At 60.1% G+C, this 18,066-nt stretch carries 16 protein-coding genes and 2 tRNA genes; 10 read left to right on the top strand and 8 right to left on the bottom strand.

Annotated elements, in window-relative coordinates; translation table 11 throughout:
* Positions 1-68 precede the first annotated feature (68 nt).
* Positions 69-446 carry a CZB domain-containing protein gene (locus AC5SSZ_RS03780; protein WP_495437030.1) on the bottom strand — a complete coding sequence of 126 codons (378 nt, stop codon included), beginning with the start codon at positions 444-446 and terminating at the stop codon, positions 69-71.
* 184 nt (positions 447-630) lie between these two features.
* On the opposite strand from AC5SSZ_RS03780, the gene AC5SSZ_RS03775 reads away from it, so the two are divergent.
* Positions 631-1,773 carry a TFIIB-type zinc finger domain-containing protein gene (locus AC5SSZ_RS03775; RefSeq protein WP_495437028.1) on the top strand — a complete coding sequence of 381 codons (1,143 nt, stop codon included), beginning with the start codon at positions 631-633 and terminating at the stop codon, positions 1,771-1,773.
* Between the two features lie 110 nt (positions 1,774-1,883).
* Here AC5SSZ_RS03775 and AC5SSZ_RS03770 read toward each other — a convergent pair whose 3' ends face one another.
* The gene (locus AC5SSZ_RS03770; RefSeq protein WP_274835752.1) at positions 1,884-2,303 is read right to left on the bottom strand and encodes an Hsp20/alpha crystallin family protein; all 420 of its coding nucleotides are present in this window, start codon (positions 2,301-2,303) and stop codon (positions 1,884-1,886) included.
* Positions 2,304-2,439: 136 nt separating this feature from the next.
* Here AC5SSZ_RS03770 and AC5SSZ_RS03765 point away from each other — a divergent pair, with 136 nt between their 5' ends.
* From AC5SSZ_RS03765 to AC5SSZ_RS03730, 8 genes are all read left to right on the top strand, one after another.
* A complete protein-coding gene (locus AC5SSZ_RS03765; RefSeq protein WP_495437025.1) occupies positions 2,440-3,123 on the top strand; it encodes a nitroreductase family protein in 684 nt (227 codons plus the stop codon).
* Positions 3,124-3,152: 29 nt separating this feature from the next.
* Entirely contained in the window at positions 3,153-3,596 is a 444-nt protein-coding gene (dtd, locus tag AC5SSZ_RS03760) for a D-aminoacyl-tRNA deacylase (RefSeq protein WP_495437023.1), read from the top strand.
* A gap of 357 nt (positions 3,597-3,953) precedes the next feature.
* A complete protein-coding gene (locus AC5SSZ_RS03755; protein WP_274832474.1) occupies positions 3,954-5,537 on the top strand; it encodes an ABC transporter substrate-binding protein in 1,584 nt (527 codons plus the stop codon).
* 1 nt (position 5,538) lies between these two features.
* Positions 5,539-6,495, top strand: coding sequence for an ABC transporter permease (locus AC5SSZ_RS03750; protein ID WP_065270803.1), 957 nt, complete (start codon positions 5,539-5,541; stop codon positions 6,493-6,495).
* Positions 6,492-7,307, top strand: coding sequence for an ABC transporter permease (locus tag AC5SSZ_RS03745; RefSeq protein WP_065270804.1), 816 nt, complete (start codon positions 6,492-6,494; stop codon positions 7,305-7,307). The genes AC5SSZ_RS03750 and AC5SSZ_RS03745 overlap by 4 nt, the downstream gene beginning before the upstream one ends.
* A complete protein-coding gene (locus AC5SSZ_RS03740) occupies positions 7,304-8,941 on the top strand; it encodes an ABC transporter ATP-binding protein (protein ID WP_274835755.1) in 1,638 nt (545 codons plus the stop codon). Before AC5SSZ_RS03745 ends, AC5SSZ_RS03740 begins: the two co-directional genes overlap by 4 nt.
* A 108-nt stretch (positions 8,942-9,049) precedes the next feature.
* Entirely contained in the window at positions 9,050-9,886 is an 837-nt protein-coding gene (locus tag AC5SSZ_RS03735; RefSeq protein WP_495437019.1) for an alkaline phosphatase family protein, read from the top strand.
* Positions 9,887-9,902: 16 nt separating this feature from the next.
* Positions 9,903-10,472, top strand: a complete 570-nt coding sequence (locus AC5SSZ_RS03730; protein ID WP_274828319.1) for a DUF4453 domain-containing protein — start codon at positions 9,903-9,905, stop codon at positions 10,470-10,472.
* A gap of 16 nt (positions 10,473-10,488) precedes the next feature.
* On the opposite strand, the gene AC5SSZ_RS03725 is transcribed toward AC5SSZ_RS03730, so the two are convergent.
* The 4 genes from AC5SSZ_RS03725 to AC5SSZ_RS03710 form a co-directional block, all read right to left on the bottom strand.
* On the bottom strand, positions 10,489-11,415 hold the full coding sequence (locus tag AC5SSZ_RS03725; protein WP_274828318.1) for an alpha/beta hydrolase: 927 nt from the start codon (positions 11,413-11,415) through the stop codon (positions 10,489-10,491).
* A 128-nt stretch (positions 11,416-11,543) separates the two neighbouring features.
* Positions 11,544-13,445 (bottom strand): acyl-CoA synthetase, encoded by a 1,902-nt coding sequence (locus AC5SSZ_RS03720; protein WP_495437017.1) that lies wholly within the window; start codon positions 13,443-13,445, stop codon positions 11,544-11,546.
* Between the two features lie 186 nt (positions 13,446-13,631).
* Complete coding sequence (locus AC5SSZ_RS03715) at positions 13,632-15,431, bottom strand: ABC transporter transmembrane domain-containing protein (protein ID WP_368997602.1); 1,800 nt, start codon at positions 15,429-15,431, stop codon at positions 13,632-13,634.
* Between the two features lie 208 nt (positions 15,432-15,639).
* Positions 15,640-15,713 (bottom strand) — tRNA-Gly (locus AC5SSZ_RS03710).
* A 316-nt stretch (positions 15,714-16,029) separates the two neighbouring features.
* Between AC5SSZ_RS03710 and AC5SSZ_RS03705 the strand changes: the two genes are divergently transcribed.
* On the top strand, positions 16,030-16,722 hold the full coding sequence (locus AC5SSZ_RS03705) for a CbiX/SirB N-terminal domain-containing protein (RefSeq protein WP_495437014.1): 693 nt from the start codon (positions 16,030-16,032) through the stop codon (positions 16,720-16,722).
* Positions 16,723-16,999: 277 nt separating this feature from the next.
* Here AC5SSZ_RS03705 and AC5SSZ_RS03700 read toward each other — a convergent pair whose 3' ends face one another.
* Both AC5SSZ_RS03700 and AC5SSZ_RS03695 read right to left on the bottom strand, forming a co-directional pair.
* Positions 17,000-17,725 (bottom strand): HNH endonuclease signature motif containing protein, encoded by a 726-nt coding sequence (locus AC5SSZ_RS03700; RefSeq protein ID WP_495437012.1) that lies wholly within the window; start codon positions 17,723-17,725, stop codon positions 17,000-17,002.
* Positions 17,726-17,916: 191 nt separating this feature from the next.
* A tRNA-Cys gene (locus tag AC5SSZ_RS03695) sits at positions 17,917-17,990 on the bottom strand.
* Between the last annotated feature and the right edge of the window lie 76 nt (positions 17,991-18,066).

Raw genomic sequence — 18,066 nt, 5'->3', positions numbered from 1 at the left:
GCGCCAAGCGCGCGCTCCGAGCCTTGACTGTCGGCCAGACAGAACTGAGCCGGGCCGACATGTCGTCACTATTGCAGGCTCTTGCGCCAGACCATCATGTGTTTGGTGAGTTCCTTGGTCTTTTCATCGAACGGCTTGCCCAAATCCAGATCGTGTTTGGCCGCATCCAGATCGCCACGTTCGATCTTTTGTGCGATGGCGCCGGCAAATTGGTGGAACTCGGAATGCAGTTTCTTCGCACGCACATAGTTGGCATCCCCTGCCATACCGGCTTCCGTACTAGGCGAATGCAGCCACTGGCCGAATTTGCACTTGTCATCACAGCAGATGTCACGCGAAGGCGTTTCAAGTCTGCCGCTGATGGTGCCCGTGCGAAGGTGAAGTTTCCATGTGCTATGGGCCTTGATGGCTTCGGAAATCTCATCCTGGATAGCCGTTACAGACATACTCATACTCCTTGTTACTGAACACTTCTGCCGTAGCCCTTCACAGGTTAATCAAGCATTAAGCTCACATCTCAACCCTCACCGTGAATTCCCCTTGATCGACTCGGTTCCGCCGGGAAACATAAATAAAAATCAATTAAATAAACAAAGACCGGAAAAAATCGTTACAATTTGAGAGAGCGCCGTGCCATCTTCCCCTCCTCCCCCTCCGCCTGCCACCGAAAACACTGATTCTGCCGCTGTGCCGGATGAAACCCATCGTTTTCCCTGCGAGCAATGTGGCGCCGATTACCGGTTCGACCCGCAATCCGGAACCCTGACCTGCAGCCATTGCGGCCATACCGAGGAGATCAACGGGGGCCCCTGGCGCGGCGGCGCCCTACGCGAGTTGGACTTTCGCGCCGCGCTGGATCGTCAGCTACCAGAGGCAGGCATGGAAACCACGCGGGTTTCCAAATGCCCCAACTGCGCGGCCGAGGTGGAATTCGATCCCACTACCCACGCCCGCGAATGCCCGTTCTGCGCAACGCCCGTGGTCACCGACACTGGCGAAAACCGCCACATAAAACCCAAGGGCGTATTGCCTTTCTCCATAGACGAACGCGCGGGCCACAAAGCCATGACAGACTGGCTTGGCCGCCTGTGGTTCGCGCCAAACGGGTTGAAGGAATACGCCCGCAAGGGGCGCCGGATGGAGGGGATCTATGTCCCCTACTGGACCTATGACGCCGACACCCGCAGTTCCTACTCAGGCCAGCGCGGCACGGTCTACTACGTGACCGAAACCGTCATGGTCGATGGCAAACCGCAGGCCAAGCAGGTCGCAAAGGTGCGCTGGCGACCGGTGTCAGGTCGGGTCAAACGCTTCTTTGACGATGTGCTGGTGCTGGCGTCGAAAAGCCTGCCCAAACGCTATACCGATGCGCTGGAACCCTGGGATCTGTCGGCGCTGGAGCCTTATCAACCGCAATATCTAGCCGGGTTCCGGGCCGAAGCCTATGCGATCTCTTTGCAGGACGGTTTTGAGGAGGCCCGCGCCCATATGGACCGGGTGATCGAACGGGATGTGCGGTTTGATATCGGCGGCGACCGTCAGCGAATCTCGCATATCGACACGCGAGTCTCAGACGTTACCTTCAAACACATTCTGCTGCCGGTGTGGCTGGCGGCCTATAAATACCGAGGCAAGACCTATCGTTTTGTGGTCAACGGACAATCCGGACGGGTTCAGGGCGAACGTCCCTACTCCGCCTGGAAAATCGCAGGTGCAGTTGCCGTCCTGGCTGTCCTGATCGCCGCAGCAATCTATATCGGGAACCAGCAGTAAACCTGCGACGTTCAAGCCCCCCGGACATGCCGATGCGCACAGCCCCGATCCGGGGCTATGCGCCGCGTGTCGCCGGACTGCCCGGCATTCTGTCCAAGGCCGAAAAAACCTCAGGATTTGGAGATCTTGATCTTCTTCGCGGTCTCTGGCTGTTCCAGCGCCTTCTTGGGAACGCTGATATGAAGCACACCATCCTCCATATGGGCCGCTGCCGCAGCGCCATCGGCATCTTCCGGCAGGCGGAAGGCACGGCGGAATGCACCATACTGGCGCTCGCTGAAGTACCAGGTATCGCCTTTCTTCTCGGTCGAGGTCTTCTTTTCGCCGCTGATGGTCAGAACGCCATTGTCCACCGTCAGTTCCACATCCTCATCGGTGACACCCGGCAGTTCCATGGTGATGTCATAGGCTGCATCCCCCGAAGAGGCCTCGGTCGCCGGGCTCAGCCAATCTGCAACCCGGGCACCAAATGCACGAAAGGGATCATAAAGCGACGGCCAGAAACCGCTTTGTTCGGTCTTTTCTACCATTGATCTTCCTCCTGTTTCGAACGCGGGCAGCGTATCTCAACCGGTGAGGTCTCGATTTGATCCATCTCAATTCTGGCCTTGAACCCCGTGGCACCGCTGGCCATTGTGGCGCCGCACCACAGCAGGAGAGTTGCAGATGACCACGAAGTCAGCCGATCTGACCGAACTGGACGCCCTGATGAAGGACCGTCACAGCTGCCGGGCCTTCCGCCCGGATCCGGTTGACCGGGAGGTGATCGAGCAGATCCTGCGCTGCGCCCAGAAAGTCCCGTCCTGGTGCAATGCCCAGCCGTGGAAAGTGACCATCACCAGCGGCGCCGAAACCGACCGTCTGCGCAACGCGCTGACAGAGGCTGCCATGGCGGGCGGACACGCACCGGACCTGAGTTTTCCGGACGGCTATTCAAATGAATATCAGGCACGGCGCCGGGAATGTGGCTGGGCGCTCTACGAAGCGGTCGGAGTGACCAAGGGCGACCGCGCCGGATCTGCCCGGCAGATGATGGAGAACTTCAACCTCTTCGGCGCGCCCCATTGTGCGATCCTGTCCTCACCTGCCGAACTTGGCCCCTATGGCGCAATGGACAGTGGCGGTTTCGTTGCCGCCTTTACCCTGGCGGCGCAGGCGGCAGGGGTCGCCAGCGTCGCGCAGGCCGCGGTCGCGTCCTTTGCGCCGATGCTGCACGAGATGCTGGAGATCCCGCAGGATCGGCTGATCCTCTGCGCGATTAGCTTTGGCTATGCCGACCCGGATCATCCGGCAAACAGGTTCAGAACCACCCGTGCCCCCCTGCCCGAATTCACCGACTGGCGCGGCTAAGCCTTCGACACAAAAGGACGACAATCCCCATGCGAGCCCTCATTCAGCGCGTCAGCGAAGCCTCAGTCACCGTCGATACCGAAGTGACCGGAGAAATCAGTGCCGGACTGCTGGTGCTGGTCTGTGCGATGGAGGGCGACACCGAAGCCGAAGCCGATCATCTGGCGGCGAAGATTTCCAAGCTGCGCATCTTTCAGGACGACGCGGGCAAGATGAACCGCTCGGTCCGCGACATCGGCGGCGCGGTTCTGGCGGTGAGCCAATTCACCCTGGCGGCAGATACCAGACGCGGCAACCGGCCCGGGTTTTCCGATGCCGCCGATCCTGAAACCGGCGCGCGGCTTTATGCCTATTTCTGCGAGGCGCTGACCGGTCTTGGCCTGCCGGTGGCCACCGGGCGGTTCGGCGCCGACATGAAGGTGCGCCTGCTGAATGACGGCCCCGTTACGATTTGGATGGACACCGCCGGGTAAGAATTTTTCCGATCAGACCGGTCCTTTGCCCACGTGTTGTCGGGGGCGATTCTCTCTTCTGCCGCCGCGATTTGGCCAGATCTGCACGCAATCCCAGCATCGCACTACGAATGCGCAAAACCGGCATACGCATGTCGTTTTTGGTGAATTTTTGCCTTCCCCCGGTTTTCATTCACAAAAATGCGGCATACCACTGGCAAAACGCGACCTGTCGCTGGCATGTGTCCCGCCGCTTTGGCCCCGGACGCCGCTGCGGAACAGGTATTAATGCTTGCTAGGCCGCCGCAAATGCGCAAATCTTGAATAGCCAATCAAGAAAAAGCTGTTTGAAGCGGCAAATTCAACTGGGAGACTTCAATGAAAGATCAACTGTATTTCCTCGCGCGTCAGGCTGCCACGGGCATGATGAGCCGCCGCGAATTCATGGGCCGCGCCGCTGCGCTGGGTCTCACCGCTGCTGCAGCCAACTCGCTGCTGTCCACCGAAGTCATGGCCGCAGGCCCCCAAAAAGGCGGCACCATCCGCGTCGGCCTGCAGGGCGGCAGCACCACCGACAGCCTGGACCCGGCGCTGGCCACCAATCAGGTTGCCCTGTCGCTGATCCGTCTTTGGGGTGAATCCCTGGTCGAGCTGGCCGACGACGGCGGCATCCAGGGCAAGGTCGCGGAAAGCTACTCCGCCTCCGCAGACGCACGTGTCTGGACCTTCAAGATCCGCCAGGGCATCACCTTCTCCAACGGCAAACCCGTGACCGCCGAAGACGTGGCGCAGACCATGGACCGTCACTCTGGCGAAGACACCAAATCCGGTGCACTGGGCATCATGCGCAGCATCACCAACATCTCGACCGAAGGTGACAGCGTCATCATCGAGCTGGACAGCCCCAACGCAGACCTTCCCTACCTGATGACCGACTACCACCTGGCCATCCAGCCCGGCGGCGGCAAGGACGATCCGGCAGCCGCGATCGGCACCGGCCCCTATATCCTGAAAGAAGTCGATATGGGCGTGCGTTTCGTTGCCGAGAAAAACCCCAACTACTGGGGTGATCTGGGCAATGCCGAAACCATCGAATACGTGGTGATCAACGACAACACCGCCCGCGTTGCCGCGCTGCAATCGGGTCAGGTCGACATGATCGACCGGGTACCCCCGCGCACCGCGAAACTGGTTGACCGCGCGCCGAACATCAACGTGCATTCCACCAGCGGCCCCGGTCACTACGTGTTCATCATGCATTGCAACACTGCACCGTTTGACAACAACGACGTGCGGATGGCGCTGAAATACGGCATCAACCGTCAGGAAATGGTCGACAAGATCCTCAATGGCTACGGCACGGTCGGCAACGACTCCCCGATCAACTCGTCCTATCCGCTTTATACAGAGTTTGAGCAGCGCGAGTTCGATCCGGACAAGGCGATGCACCACCTGAAGAAATCGGGTTACGACGGTGAGATCCTGCTGCGCACTTCGGACAACTCCTTCCCGGGCGCACCGGATGCGGCGGCCCTGTTCCAGCAGTCCTGTGCAACCGCAGGCATCAACGTCAACGTCAAGCGTGAGCCGAACGATGGCTACTGGTCCGAGGTCTGGAACAAGCAGCCCTTCTGCACCAGCTACTGGGGCGGTCGTCCGACCCAGGACCAGATGTACACCACCGCTTATCTGTCGACGGCGGACTGGAACGACACCCGGTTCAACAACGAAAAGTTCGACCAGCTGCTGCTGGCGGCCCGTGCCGAGCTGGACACCGCCAAGCGGACGCAGATGTATGCCGACATGGGCGCCATCCAGCGCGACGAAGGCGGCCTGATCTGCCCGATGTTCAACGACTTCGTCGATGCGACCTCGGATAAGCTGGCAGGCTGGGTCGACGGTGCAAAAGGCTTTGCCCTGATGAACAGCTACGCACCGCACAAAATGTGGGTGAAGGCATAACATGCCCCTCCTGTTAAAACTTTTGGCCCAGCGCATTGCGCTGGGTCTTCTCCTGCTGTTTCTGGTTTCTGCCCTGATTTTTGCCGGGACAATGATCCTGCCCGGTGACGTTGCGCAATCGATCCTGGGACAGTCCGCCACGCCCGAGGCGCTGGCCAACCTGCGTGCCGAGCTTGGCCTGAACGAGCCCGCGCTGCAGAGATATTTTGACTGGCTCGGCGGTATCATGACCGGCGATCTGGGAACCGCCCTTACAAGCGGCAGCGACATTGCAGAAAGCATCGGCAAGCGCCTGTCGAATACGCTTTTCCTCGCTTTCTGGGCTGCCGTCATCGCGGTACCTCTGGCAATCTTCCTTGGCCTGCTGGCCGTGCGGTTCAAGGACCGGTGGCCCGACAAGCTGATCTCGGCTGTCACGCTGGCCTCGATCTCGATCCCGGAATTCCTGATCGGCTATGTGCTGATGTACCTGATCGCGGTCAAACTGCGCTGGTTCCCGTCGGTTGCGATGATCAACGACAACATGTCGCTGGGTGAAAAGCTGAGCTCCATCGCCCTGCCCGTTGCGGTTCTGACCCTCGTCGTTCTGGCGCATATGATGCGCATGACCCGGGCTGCGATCCTCAATGTGATGCAATCGGCCTATATCGAAACCGCCGAGCTGAAGGGCCTCAACGGCTTCCAGGTGATCTTCCGCCACGCCTTCCCGAACGCCATCGCGCCAATCGTCAACGTTGTGATGCTGAACCTTGCCTATCTGGTGGTTGGTGTCGTCGTGATCGAAGTCGTCTTCGTCTATCCCGGCATGGGCCAGTATCTGGTCGATCACGTGTCGAAACGGGACGTTCCTGTGGTGCAGGCCTGCGGTCTGATCTTTGCCGCCGTCTACATCGGTCTCAACATGGTTGCAGATATCGTTGCCATCCTGTCGAACCCGCGTCTGAGGCATCCGAAATGAAAAATATCCCCATTTCCGCCCTCATCGGGCTGTTCTTTACAGCGCTCTACTTCCTGATGGCCATCCTGGCGCCGCTGATTGCCCCCTATGGCATGGCCGAGGTCGTCGGTGACGTCTGGGAGCCGTCCTCGTCCGAATTCTTGCTCGGCACCGACAACATCGGCCGCGATCTGCTGACCCGCATGATCTACGGCGGGCGCACCACCATCTTCATCGCAACCATGGCCACGGTGGTTTCCTTCACCCTTGGTTCGGTTCTTGGCTTTTTTGCCGCCGTCACCGGTGGCTGGGTTGATCAGGCACTGTCGCGCTTTGTCGATCTGGTGATGTCGATCCCGACGCTAATCTTTGCCCTTGTGGTTCTGTCCGTGACGCCGGTCACCGTGCCGATGCTGATCATCGTAATGGGCCTTCTGGATTCCACCCGCGTCTACCGTCTGGCCCGCGCCGTTGCGGTGGATATCGAGGTGATGGACTATGTCGAAGCCGCCCGTCTTCGCGGCGAAGGCACCGTCTGGATCATCTTCCGCGAAATCCTGCCCAACGCCCTGTCACCGCTGGTGGCTGAGATGGGCCTGCGCTTCATCTTCATGGTTCTGTTCGTATCCACCCTGTCGTTCCTGGGTCTGGGCGTGCAGCCCCCCGAAGCGGACTGGGGCGGCATTGTGAAAGAGAACAAGGACGGTATCGTCTACGGCATTCCCGCCGCACTGATCCCGGCCTTTGCCATTGCCACGCTGGCGATCTCGGTCAATCTGGTTGCTGACTGGGTCCTGAACCGAACCACCTCGCTGAAAGGAGGCCGCGGATGAGCGATCCACTGATTAAAGTCCGTGACCTGAAAATCGGGGCAACGGTCTATCCGCCCGGCGAACGGCCGCATGACATCGAAATCGTGCATGGCGTCAGCTTTGATCTGGAAAAGGGCAAGGTGCTTGGCCTCATCGGGGAATCCGGCGCCGGTAAATCCACCATCGGCCTCGCTGCCATGGCCTATGGCCGCGGCGGCGTGAAGATCACCGGTGGAGAGGTCTGGATCAACGGGCGTGATATCCTGAAATCCTCGCTGCGCGATGTGCGCCGCCTGCGTGGCGGCGAGGTAACCTACGTGTCGCAATCCGCAGCAGCCTCGTTCAACCCGGCCAAGAAGATCATGGAACAGGTGACCGAGGCCGCGGTGGAGCAAGGCAAGTTCTCGCGAAAAGACGCCGAGGCCCGCGCTCGCACCCTGTTTGCCAAGCTGGGCCTGCCGGATCCGGACAATATCGGCGACCGTTATCCGCACCAGGTGTCGGGTGGTCAGCTGCAGCGCTGCATGACAGCGCTGGCGCTCTGCCCCGAGCCCGATCTCGTGGTCTTTGACGAGCCGACAACCGCGCTGGATGTGACCACCCAGATCGACGTGTTGAAGGCGATCAAGGAAGCGATCCGCGATACCGGTGTGGCGGCGCTCTATATCACCCACGATCTGGCGGTGGTGGCACAGGTCAGCGATGACATCATGGTACTGCGCCATGGCGACATGGTCGAATACGGTGATGTGGATCAGATCATCAACGCACCGCAGGAAGACTACACCAAGGCGCTGGTTTCGGTCCGCTCGATCGAGCATGAGGAGAAGGCCCCGTCAGGCGATCCGGTCCTCAGCATCCGCAACATTACCGCGCGCTACAAGGGCACCAAGTTCGACGTGCTGCATCACGTCAACGCCGATCTCTACCCTGGTCAGACGCTGGCGGTGGTGGGTGAATCCGGGTCCGGAAAATCCACCCTCGCCCGCGTGATCACCGGCCTTCTGCCGCCGCGCGAAGGGGAAATCGAGTTCGCAGGCCGCGTGCTCTCGCCCGATCTGGCAAGCCGGACAAAGGATGATCTGCGCGAATTGCAGATGATCTACCAGATGGCGGATGTGGCGATGAACCCACGCCAGACCGTGGGTACTATCATCGGGCGCCCGCTGGAGTTCTACTTCGACATGAAGGGCGCCGAAAAGCGCAAGCGGATCATCGAACTTCTGGATGAGATCGAACTGGGCGAAAGCTTCATCGACCGCTACCCGGCCGAGCTGTCGGGCGGTCAGAAGCAGCGTGTCTGCATCGCGCGGGCGCTGGCGGCCAAACCCAAGATGATCATCTGTGACGAGGTGACATCGGCGCTCGACCCGCTGGTGGCGGACGGCATTTTGAAGCTGCTGCTGAACCTGCAGAAGATCGAGAACGTCGCCTATCTGTTCATCACCCACGATCTGGCGACGGTGCGGGCGATCTCGGACAATATCGCCGTGATGTATCAGGGCCGTGTGCAGCGCTATGGCAGCAAGACCGAGGTGCTGTCTCCGCCGTTCGACGATTACACCGACTTGCTGCTTGGGTCGGTGCCGGAAATGCGGCTCGGCTGGCTCGAAGAAGTCATCGCGAACCGCAAGATGGAAAGCGCCGGGAACTGATCCGGCGCCTCGGTCACAAAACACCACAGGCCCGCGCAGCTGCGTGGGCCTGTGCCGATAAGGGCGGTCTCACCCGCCGGGCAAATGCCAAGACAAGGATTGCCAATCATGGACAACAAACTCCTGCTCATCATTCTGGACGGTGTGCCGTGGCGCAATTTTCGCCGCCTGTTCGGAAATCTAGAAGGCTGGGTCGACAGCGGTGAAGCCCGCGTCTGGAAACACCGCGCCGTGCTGCCGTCGATTTCCGCCAGCTGCTATGCCTCGATCCACACCGGCGTGGCCCCGGCGGAACATGGCTGCACCGGCAACGGCAACGTTTTCCGCCTGTCGCACAAGGACGTCTTCAGCCAGGTGCGCCGCGGCGGCGGCACGACCGGCGCCGTGGCGCATAGCTTCTGGTCCGAGTTCTTCAACCGGCACCCTTTCGATTTCGTGCGCGACATTGAATACGATGAACCCGAAAGCGAGACCATCAACCACGGTCGTTTTCACAGCATGACCGGTTACGGTCTCATCAACCAGATGACGCCCTCGGATGTGGATCTCTTCGGCACGCTCACCAACCTCGCCCACCGGTTCGATCTGAACTATGGCATGCTGCACACCTGCACGCTCGACAGCATGGGTCACCGGTTCTTCCACGACTGCCAGGAGATGGACCATGCCTGCGCGGTCATGGACGAGATGCTGGCGCCCTTCATTCCGCGCTGGCGCAAGATGGGTTACGAGGTGATCGTCACAGCCGACCACGGGCAGGACGAACGCGGCCACCACGGTGGACGCAGCCCGCTGCAACAGGAAACTGCGCTCTATTACTTCGGCGATGCAGAAGGGCCCCATGCGGACACTGTCATCGACCAGCTGCAACTGGCGCCGACGATCCTGAACCGGTTGGGGGCGCCCATCGCCGATACGATGAAGGCCAAACCCTTTCTGAGCTGATGCAAACGGAGCACCCATGCTGAAACCCGCAGTTGCCTGCCTTGCCCTATTCGCCGCTCCGGCAGCCGCGGGCGATTTCTGCCATGATCTGTGGTACACGCGGAACGCCATCATGGACCGGGCCGGGTATTGCTTTGGTTCCGCTCTGGGTCAGGCGGTGTTCGGCACGGGGCCCTGCATCGGCAAATCGGTCAGCCTGACGCCGCAGGATCAGCAACGTGTCGCGCAGATCCAGGAAATGGAGCGCGCCCTGTCTTGCCGGGTGGATACCAAACAGCAGCATCTGGATCTGGATGACCTGCATATCCGCAGGCAACTGTCGGATCTGGCCATCCCGGACGAGATACAGGGCGCCTGCCTCGGCTGGATGGGACCCGCGACCGCCCTGCATGCCGGGCATAGCGAAGCCAGCCCCGTGATCGGGCAGATCCTGCCCGATGACACCGTGTCCTATAGCCATTGGCCCGATGCGGGCTGGACCTACGTCACCACATCTGCGGGACATGGTGACTGGCGCGTCAAAAGCGGCGGCTGGCTGAACTATGAAAAGGCCGGAGAGGTCCCCTGCCGGGATTTCGCGGGCTGATCACCCGCCCCCAGCCCTAATCGTAAGGCCAGATTTCCTGGCCCAGCGCCTCAATGGCGAGCGAGATACGTTCGAAACTGTCGCGGGCGCGGCCAACTGAATGGCGCGCGCGCAGATAACCGTGCACCAGCCCTTCTTCGTTGATCCAATGGGCCTTGCCCCCGGCCGCGAGGATGCGGTCCCGGTAATCGCGACTGTCATCGCGCACAGGGTCGCAATCGGCGCTGATCAGAATGGTCGCGGGCAGTCCGGAAAAGTCGCCGTCCTGCAGCGGCGCATAGGTGGGATCGCCTTGGGGCACCTTGCCATCCTTGCAGCGTACTCCCTGATAAAACAGGATTTCATCCCTGGTCAGCATCGGCGCCTTGGCATGCTCGAGGTAGGATCCCGCATTCACATCGCCGCCAAAGGCCCCATAGATCAGCACCTGCCCCAGAATGCGATCCGTCCGCCCCCGGGCATAATGGGCGACCGCCGCGCAGAGGTTGGCGCCAGCGCTGTCGCCAGAGAGGACAATACCGCCCTCATATTCTGACAGGATCCATTCAAAGGCCGCCCAGGCGTCATCGAACATCGCCGGGTGCATATGCTCGGGCGCCAGACGATAGTCGACTGCAACCACGCGATATCCAGTCTGGGCGCAGATCTCGGCGCAGACGTCATCGTGGCTTTCCAGCCCGCCAACGACAAAGCCGCCACCATGGCAATACATCACCGTGCGCGTCGGGTCCCCGGCAGTATAGATCCGCACCGGCACCCCATTGACCTGCCGGTCCTCGGTCTCGACCACATCAGGGCGGGGCGCCAGAAAACTGCGGGCCATGGCGTTGTAGATCTCGCGTTGCTCCGGAACCGAACGCTCTGCCGTATCCGCCGGATAACAGTCATTGGTGCGGCGAATGAACGCCCAGGTTTCCGCGTCGATCAGTTGTTCGTAGTCCATGATCTGGAAGCCTCCCTTTTGCCTGCTGAGGCAAACCCTAGGCCACGCCATGGCAGGAAGGGAATGCCCAAAACGACACAAAGCGCCCTTTCCGGCGCTTTGTGCAGAATTCTGATATCAGACCAGAGTCAGCCCTGATCTTGCGGCAGATGCTCCCACGGGCGGGTAAAGCCCCCCAGAACCTGACCGATTTCGCCGTCGCTGGCACCGTTGGCCTCGACCTGCGCGACAAGGCCGCGCTTCTTGTCGTCGATCACTGCTTCAACGCGGGTCGGCAGCCCCGCCTTCAGCAGCGCTTCGTTGTAGATCCGGGTGATGGCATTCTTACGCAGGTCCGGTTTGAAAACCTTGCCAACGGCCGTCTTCGGCAGCTCGTCCAGCACCGTCAGATGTTTCGGGATCGCCGCGCGTTCATGGATGTGCACCTTGCAGTAATCCATCAGTTCTTCAGCCGTGGCGCTGGCACCATCGACCAGTTCCACAAAGGCACAAGGCACCTCACCAGCGTGAATATCGGGTTGTCCGATCGCCCCGGCAAAGGCGACGGCCTCATGCCCGAGAAGCGCCTCTTCGATCTCGGCGGGATCGATATTGTGACCGCCGCGGATGATCAGGTCCTTGGCCCGCCCGGTGATCCAGACATAACCATCGGCGTCGACACGCCCCAGATCGCCGGTGCGCAGGTATTTATCGTGGAAATAGAGATCAGCGTTCTTTTCCGCCTCGGTATAGGTATTGCCCGCATAGACACCGGGGTTGGACACGCAGATCTCCCCGACCTCGTCGGTGCCGCATTCCACCAGCCCGTCGGCAGTGGATTTGATGATCTTCACATCGGTATAGGGGAACGGAATCCCGATCGAGCCGATCTTCTTTTCGCCATCCACCGGGTTACAGGACACCAGGCATGTGGCCTCGGTCAGACCGTAGCCTTCGACAATATTGACGCCGGTGGCCTTTTCAAACCGGCGGAACAGTTCGACCGGCAGCGGCGCCGAGCCGGAAAAGGCCGTTTTCACCGTCGACACATCCGCATCAACCGGGCGCTGCATTTTGGCCGAGATCGCGGTCGGCACGGTGATGATAAAGGAAATCTTCCAGCGTTCGATCAGCTTCCAGAAATTGTCGAACACCCCATCGCCGCGATAGCCCTGCGGCGTCGGGAAAACCACATGCGCGCCCGAGGCCACTGCTGCCATCACGATCACATGGCAGGCAAAGACGTGGAACAGGGGCAGCGGACACATGATGTTGTCCTCTTCGGTAAAGAGCAGGCTATGCCCGATCCAGCCGTTGTAGATCATCCCCGAATAGGTGTGCTGCGCCACCTTGGGCATGCCGGTTGTACCACCAGTGTGGAAATAGCAGGCGACGCGGTCCTCGGTGCTGTCGGCAAACTGCAGCGTGGTGGGCTGGCGCCGCACTTCCTTGGTGAAGCTCTTGTAATCGGCGTGAGCCAGCTGCGCCTTATTCTCCAGCTTGGGCCGTACCAGGGGCACAATCCAGGATTTCGGCGGCGTCAGATAGCGGTTCAGGTCCACCTCAAGGATGGTGTTCACATGCGGCGCATGGCGCACCGCCTCGGCCACCTTCTGGGCCACGTCGGTCTTCGGGAAGGGTTTGAGCGTCACCACGACCTTGGCGTTGGTTTCCCGCAGGATCGAAGCAATCTGCTCCGGCTCCAAGAGCGGGTTGATCGGGTTCACGATCCCCGCAACGGCACCCGCCAACATGGTCACCAGCGTTTCGGTGCAGTTCGGCAGGATATAGGCGACAACGTCCTTCTCTCCGACGCCCAGCTCGCGGAACAGATTGGCCGCTTGGGTGACCTGATCCTTGAGCTGGCCCCAGTTCAGGGTTTCCGCCTTGTCGTTCGGGCCGGAAAACAATTGATAGCTGATTGCATTATTGGTCGGGAACTTGCCTGCCGTGCGGTCCAGCAACCCGTAAAGAGTGGTCGGCAGGTCCCGCGCCTCCCACGGCATCTCGTTCTCAACTGCCTTGCAATCTTCCACTGTGGCAAACGCCATTGCTTTCCTCCCCTGCCCCCTGTCCCGGGGGATTATCTCCTACGATCAAGATGGTTGTAAAACCCGCGCTGTGCAAGCGCAGCGCAAGGGTCACGTCAAGGCAGGGGCGCATTTAACGCTGCGACAAATCATTAGCTTACGAAGGGGAAACCGGCCCGTGGGGCGGAATGTGTCCGTGCAGGAAGGTTACTCGGCGGCAAGCCCGTCAGTGAACTGGAGGCGCGCCAGACGCGCGTAAAGCCCGCCTTCGGCAACCAGCGCATCATGGGTGCCGGTGGCCACGATGCGGCCCTCCTCCATCACCACGATGCGATCAGCCTTTTTCACCGTCGCAAGCCGGTGCGCCACGATCAGCGTGGTGCGGCCTTGGCTCAGCTCATCCACGGCAGCCTGCACCAGACGCTCGCTTTCGGCATCCAGCGCCGAGGTTGCCTCGTCCAGCAGCAAAACAGGCGCATCGCGCAGGATGGCCCGGGCGATGGCGATCCGCTGTTTCTGACCACCAGACAGCATCACACCGCGCTCCCCCACATAGCTGTCATAGCCTTCGGGGAGGGCCGAGATGAAATCATGCGCAGCAGCGGCGCGGGCGGCGGCTTCGACCTCTGCATCAGTGGCGTCAGGGCGACCAAAGCGGATGTTTTCCCGCGCGGACGCGGCAAAAATAATCGGATCCTGTGGCACCATGGCGATATGTTTGCGGAAGGCATCCCGGCGCAGATCGCTGAGCGCAACACCATCCAAGCGCACCGCACCGGCGTTCGGGTCATAAAACCGCTGGATCAGCTGAATGATCGTCGTCTTGCCTGCGCCCGACGGGCCGACGAAGGCCACCGTCTCACCGGGTTCGATGGAGAGAGAAACATCGTCCAGCGCCAGCACATCGGGGCGCGCGGGATAGCGGAACATCACGTTTTCAAAACTGATTTCGCCGCGCACCGGCTCAACCAGCGCCTTGGGCGCGCTGGGATCGTTGACGGCATCCTCGGCATTCAGCAGCTCGACCAGCCGTTCGGTGGCACCGGCCGCCCGTTGCAATTCGCTCCAGATTTCCGACAGGGCGGCGACGGAGCCCGCCACCAGAACCGAGTAGATGACGAATTGGATCAGGGTGCCTTCGGTCATGACACCGGCGCGCACGTCGATGGCGCCCATCCACAGCACCCCGACGATGCCGGAAAACACCAGGAAGATCACGATGACCGTCAGAAACGCCCGCGTGCGGATCCGCTTGCGCGAAACGTCATAGGAGGTTTCGGTCATCTGCGCGAATTGCAGGCGGCTTGCGTCCTCATGAGTAAAGGCCTGCACGGTCTGCACCGCACCCAGCGCCTCTCCGGCATTGCCAGAGGAGGCCGCGATCCAGTCTTGGTTTTCGCGGCTGATAGCTCGCAAGCGCCGTCCCAGCACCAGAATCGGCACAATAACGGCGGGGACGATCAGCAGCACCAGACCAGTCAGCTTGGCCGAGGTCAGCAACATCAGGAACAGCCCGCCGCCAAACAACAGCATATTGCGCAGGGCAATTGAGACAGAAGAGCCGAGAACCGACTGGATCAGCGTGGTGTCGGTGGTGATCCGGCTCAGCACCTCGCCGGTCATGATCCGCTCGTAGAAAACGGGGCTCATCCCGATGACCCGGTCGAACACCGCCTTGCGGATATCAGCTACGACTCGTTCACCCAGCCGCGTCACCAGCGCATAGCGCAGGCCAGTGCCCACGGCCAAAAGGGCCGCCATCGCCAAGGCGGCCATGAAATACTGGTTCAGCAACGCATTGTCGGAGATGCGGAAGTTGTCCACCACCCGGCGCACGGCCAGCGGCAGGCTTAGCGACACGCCGGCGGTCAGGACCAGCGCGCAGGTGGCAACGAACATCAGCGCCTTGTAGGGGCGCATAAAGGGCCACAGCGCCGCCAGCACTCCGATTTTGCGCGAACTTTGCCGCTCTTCTTTCGCGTTCGGGGCTGCCGTCTTGCGCGCCATTGCTGATCCTTATGACAATTTCCTGGCAAAGCCATGAGCCTTGCGGTCCAGTGTGGTTCATGGCCCTCACGGCCCCGCAGGTCAAGCGTTCCGCCCAAGGGCATCTGGACGCACACCGAAACAAAGACCGCAAACAGGACCTGAAGCTGCAACCAAACAACGGAAGACCGTCCCGGTAAAACATCAAATCAGCGCATTGGGGAATTTCTGGAGCGGGTAGCGGGAATCGAACCCGCACCTTAAGCTTGGAAGGCTCTTATGATACCATTTCACCATACCCGCTCAGAGTAATCCGTGATTTATTTGAAGCCGCAGGTGAGGTCAACCACCTTCTTGGCCACAAAAACCCAGGATAAGGGATGCGCGCCCCTCCTGGCGCGAAAACTTCTATATCAAAGGGGCTTGCGTGGAATTCTTGCCCGAACCTGAGGGCAGCACACGTGCGCTCCAGCGGTCATGTCCCATCAATGTGCAACCGGCTGCGGCTCTGATCTTTCGGCCTTTGTCACAATCAGGATAGACAGGCGCCTGAGCGGCCCTAACTGTCACCCATCCCCATCGTCTTGCCGCCACAAACGCTGCATTGGAAACCGCCTCCATGACCACGAAGACCGCCATTCTGACATCCCACGGGCAACCTTCGGCGCCAGAGCCGCCGGAACGCGCCCTTGCGGCGTTGGCGGCAGAGGTGGCGGTGCATCTGCCAAGTTGGGATATTCGCTCCGCCACCCTGGCCAATCCCGGCAGGCTGGATGCGGTGATGACAGACGGCGCCATCATCTACCCCTTTTTCATGGCCCGGGGCTGGTTCACCGCAAAGGTCCTGCCCGAGCGGCTGTCGGGACGTGATTACACCATGGCCTGCCCCTTTGGCCTGGATTCCTCCTTGCCTGGTCTGACCGCGGCTGCCCTGCAAGACGCGCAAAGAGAGGCCGGATGGGCCGAGGACAGCCTCTCCGTGCTGCTCGCCGCGCATGGCTCAGCCCGCGGCCCAAAGGCCGCCGAAGCCGCAGAGGCATTCGCCACCCACCTGCGCGCGCTTCTGCCCGGCGCGCAGGTCAGCCCCGCCTTTGTGGAGCAAGCCCCCGGCATCGACACCATCGCACGCACCCTGCCCCGCCGGACCCTATGCCTGCCGTTTTTCGCTCAGGCCGGTGATCACGTGCGCGAGGACATTCCAGAGGCTCTCAACAGCGCCGCGTTCGCGGGACAGGTCCTGCCGGTTGTCGGCGCCCTGCCCGGCACCCCTGCCCTGATCGCAAAGGCCATTGCCGCCGCCGACAGCTTGTAAGACCAGCCAATCGATCGGCAAGCCATGACAAACGCATGGCTGCTGGCAGGTATCTGCTTGTTTTCCGGAGCTATGTCGCTGTTGGTATTTGGAGGCGAGTACCGGAATCGAACCAGTGTACACGGATTTGCAAAACTCCGGGGACTTTTGATTATGTTGGGGATTTTGCCTAGATCTTTCCGCTGAAATGAGCGGACATAACGTGAATGCCTAGACGCTCGCAAAGCGCTCGTTTCAGCAGCATCGCTGCAATGAGAGGCACCTTGCGCGAGGAACCCTATCCAAGGCGGATGCCAACAGGGCCGCTCTGGATTAAACCTCCGCGCACAGTGACATTTCCAAACCCGCCGAAGCTGAGTTGGAGGCCCTTGCGGTCAAGGAAGACACTCCGACCTTTGTGCAGCATGTTCATTCTAGTTATTCGGAAAATGTCTGGTGCTTGAAACTCGATCTCCAAGCTAATGTTACTTTTGCATTTTCTGAACCGCATTCGATTGGCTGTGGTTTCCACGTCCCAATTTACTTTGTTTACTCGCCATTCGTTATCTACGATTTCTACAATCTTGTTTCCGGAGTTGTCTGACAACGATAGGTTAAGGCGCACCGGACCACCGTCCTCTTCTGGAGCTTTTATCCAGATAATGGGGTCCTGCTCTATCATCAGGTGCGTTTCGACGTCTTTAATTTCCGTTTCGCCTAAAATAACCGTTGGCTGCTCCGAGCACGTGAAGAAGACATCGTGCGCGAAACCGTCTTCCAGCGCCTTTGGGTTGGCCTTCTTCTTGCGAACATATTCCTTGCTCAACTGCCTCTTTGTCACCTTGCCATGACAATTTTCACAAAGCACGGCCATGTCTTCGGCTCGATGCTGGTCCACATCACTGAAATTGATGATGTGTTCATAAGTGATCAGAGAGCACCCGCAGACTACGCACCCAAAGCCAGCCTCTTGCCGGAGCTGTCTCGCAATCTCAGCGCCGATATGGCGACTTAGCCCGTGCATGTTTCGCGACTTTCCCACCACATTTACCATTCTCTAAACACTTGGTCCGCGCACCCTAGCAGTAGTATTCGCGACAAAACAGTGGGTTGCGCGGATGTGAACAAACTAGGAATGTTTAGACGATTTTGCTTAGAGTAATTCTCTAAGCAAGGAGGCATGGCCAAAAAAAACGTCTAAGCCATTGATTTTATTGGAGGCGAGTACCGGAATCGAACCGGTGTACACGGATTTGCAATCCGCTGCGTCACCACTCCGCCAACTCGCCTTCTACCCTGTCGCCAAGGTCTTTGTGGTGTGGCGCTGGAAGTAGCGTGATTCATTTCCAAGCACAAGGCCAAACC

The organism is Phaeobacter sp. CC-HEC084 (assembly GCF_059429255.1).
The sequence above is the reverse complement of the archived record's forward strand: the minus strand, read 5'-3'. Positions and strand labels throughout refer to the sequence as shown.

What these genes read in the sequence shown, in the direction of transcription:
- AC5SSZ_RS03730 (WP_274828319.1), top strand. Translation starts at nt 9,903, where the DNA reads ATGCTGAAACCCGCAGTTGCCTGCCTTGCCCTATTCGCCGCTCCGGCA.
- AC5SSZ_RS03750 (WP_065270803.1), top strand. Translation starts at nt 5,539, where the DNA reads ATGCCCCTCCTGTTAAAACTTTTGGCCCAGCGCATTGCGCTGGGTCTT.
- AC5SSZ_RS03780 (WP_495437030.1), bottom strand. Translation starts at nt 446, where the DNA reads ATGTCTGTAACGGCTATCCAGGATGAGATTTCCGAAGCCATCAAGGCC.
- AC5SSZ_RS03765 (WP_495437025.1), top strand. Translation starts at nt 2,440, where the DNA reads ATGACCACGAAGTCAGCCGATCTGACCGAACTGGACGCCCTGATGAAG.
- AC5SSZ_RS03705 (WP_495437014.1), top strand. Translation starts at nt 16,030, where the DNA reads ATGACCACGAAGACCGCCATTCTGACATCCCACGGGCAACCTTCGGCG.
- AC5SSZ_RS03700 (WP_495437012.1), bottom strand. Translation starts at nt 17,725, where the DNA reads ATGCACGGGCTAAGTCGCCATATCGGCGCTGAGATTGCGAGACAGCTC.
- AC5SSZ_RS03735 (WP_495437019.1), top strand. Translation starts at nt 9,050, where the DNA reads ATGGACAACAAACTCCTGCTCATCATTCTGGACGGTGTGCCGTGGCGC.
- AC5SSZ_RS03725 (WP_274828318.1), bottom strand. Translation starts at nt 11,415, where the DNA reads ATGGACTACGAACAACTGATCGACGCGGAAACCTGGGCGTTCATTCGC.
- AC5SSZ_RS03755 (WP_274832474.1), top strand. Translation starts at nt 3,954, where the DNA reads ATGAAAGATCAACTGTATTTCCTCGCGCGTCAGGCTGCCACGGGCATG.
- AC5SSZ_RS03740 (WP_274835755.1), top strand. Translation starts at nt 7,304, where the DNA reads ATGAGCGATCCACTGATTAAAGTCCGTGACCTGAAAATCGGGGCAACG.
- AC5SSZ_RS03770 (WP_274835752.1), bottom strand. Translation starts at nt 2,303, where the DNA reads ATGGTAGAAAAGACCGAACAAAGCGGTTTCTGGCCGTCGCTTTATGAT.
- AC5SSZ_RS03745 (WP_065270804.1), top strand. Translation starts at nt 6,492, where the DNA reads ATGAAAAATATCCCCATTTCCGCCCTCATCGGGCTGTTCTTTACAGCG.
- AC5SSZ_RS03720 (WP_495437017.1), bottom strand. Translation starts at nt 13,445, where the DNA reads ATGGCGTTTGCCACAGTGGAAGATTGCAAGGCAGTTGAGAACGAGATG.
- AC5SSZ_RS03715 (WP_368997602.1), bottom strand. Translation starts at nt 15,431, where the DNA reads ATGGCGCGCAAGACGGCAGCCCCGAACGCGAAAGAAGAGCGGCAAAGT.
- dtd (WP_495437023.1), top strand. Translation starts at nt 3,153, where the DNA reads ATGCGAGCCCTCATTCAGCGCGTCAGCGAAGCCTCAGTCACCGTCGAT.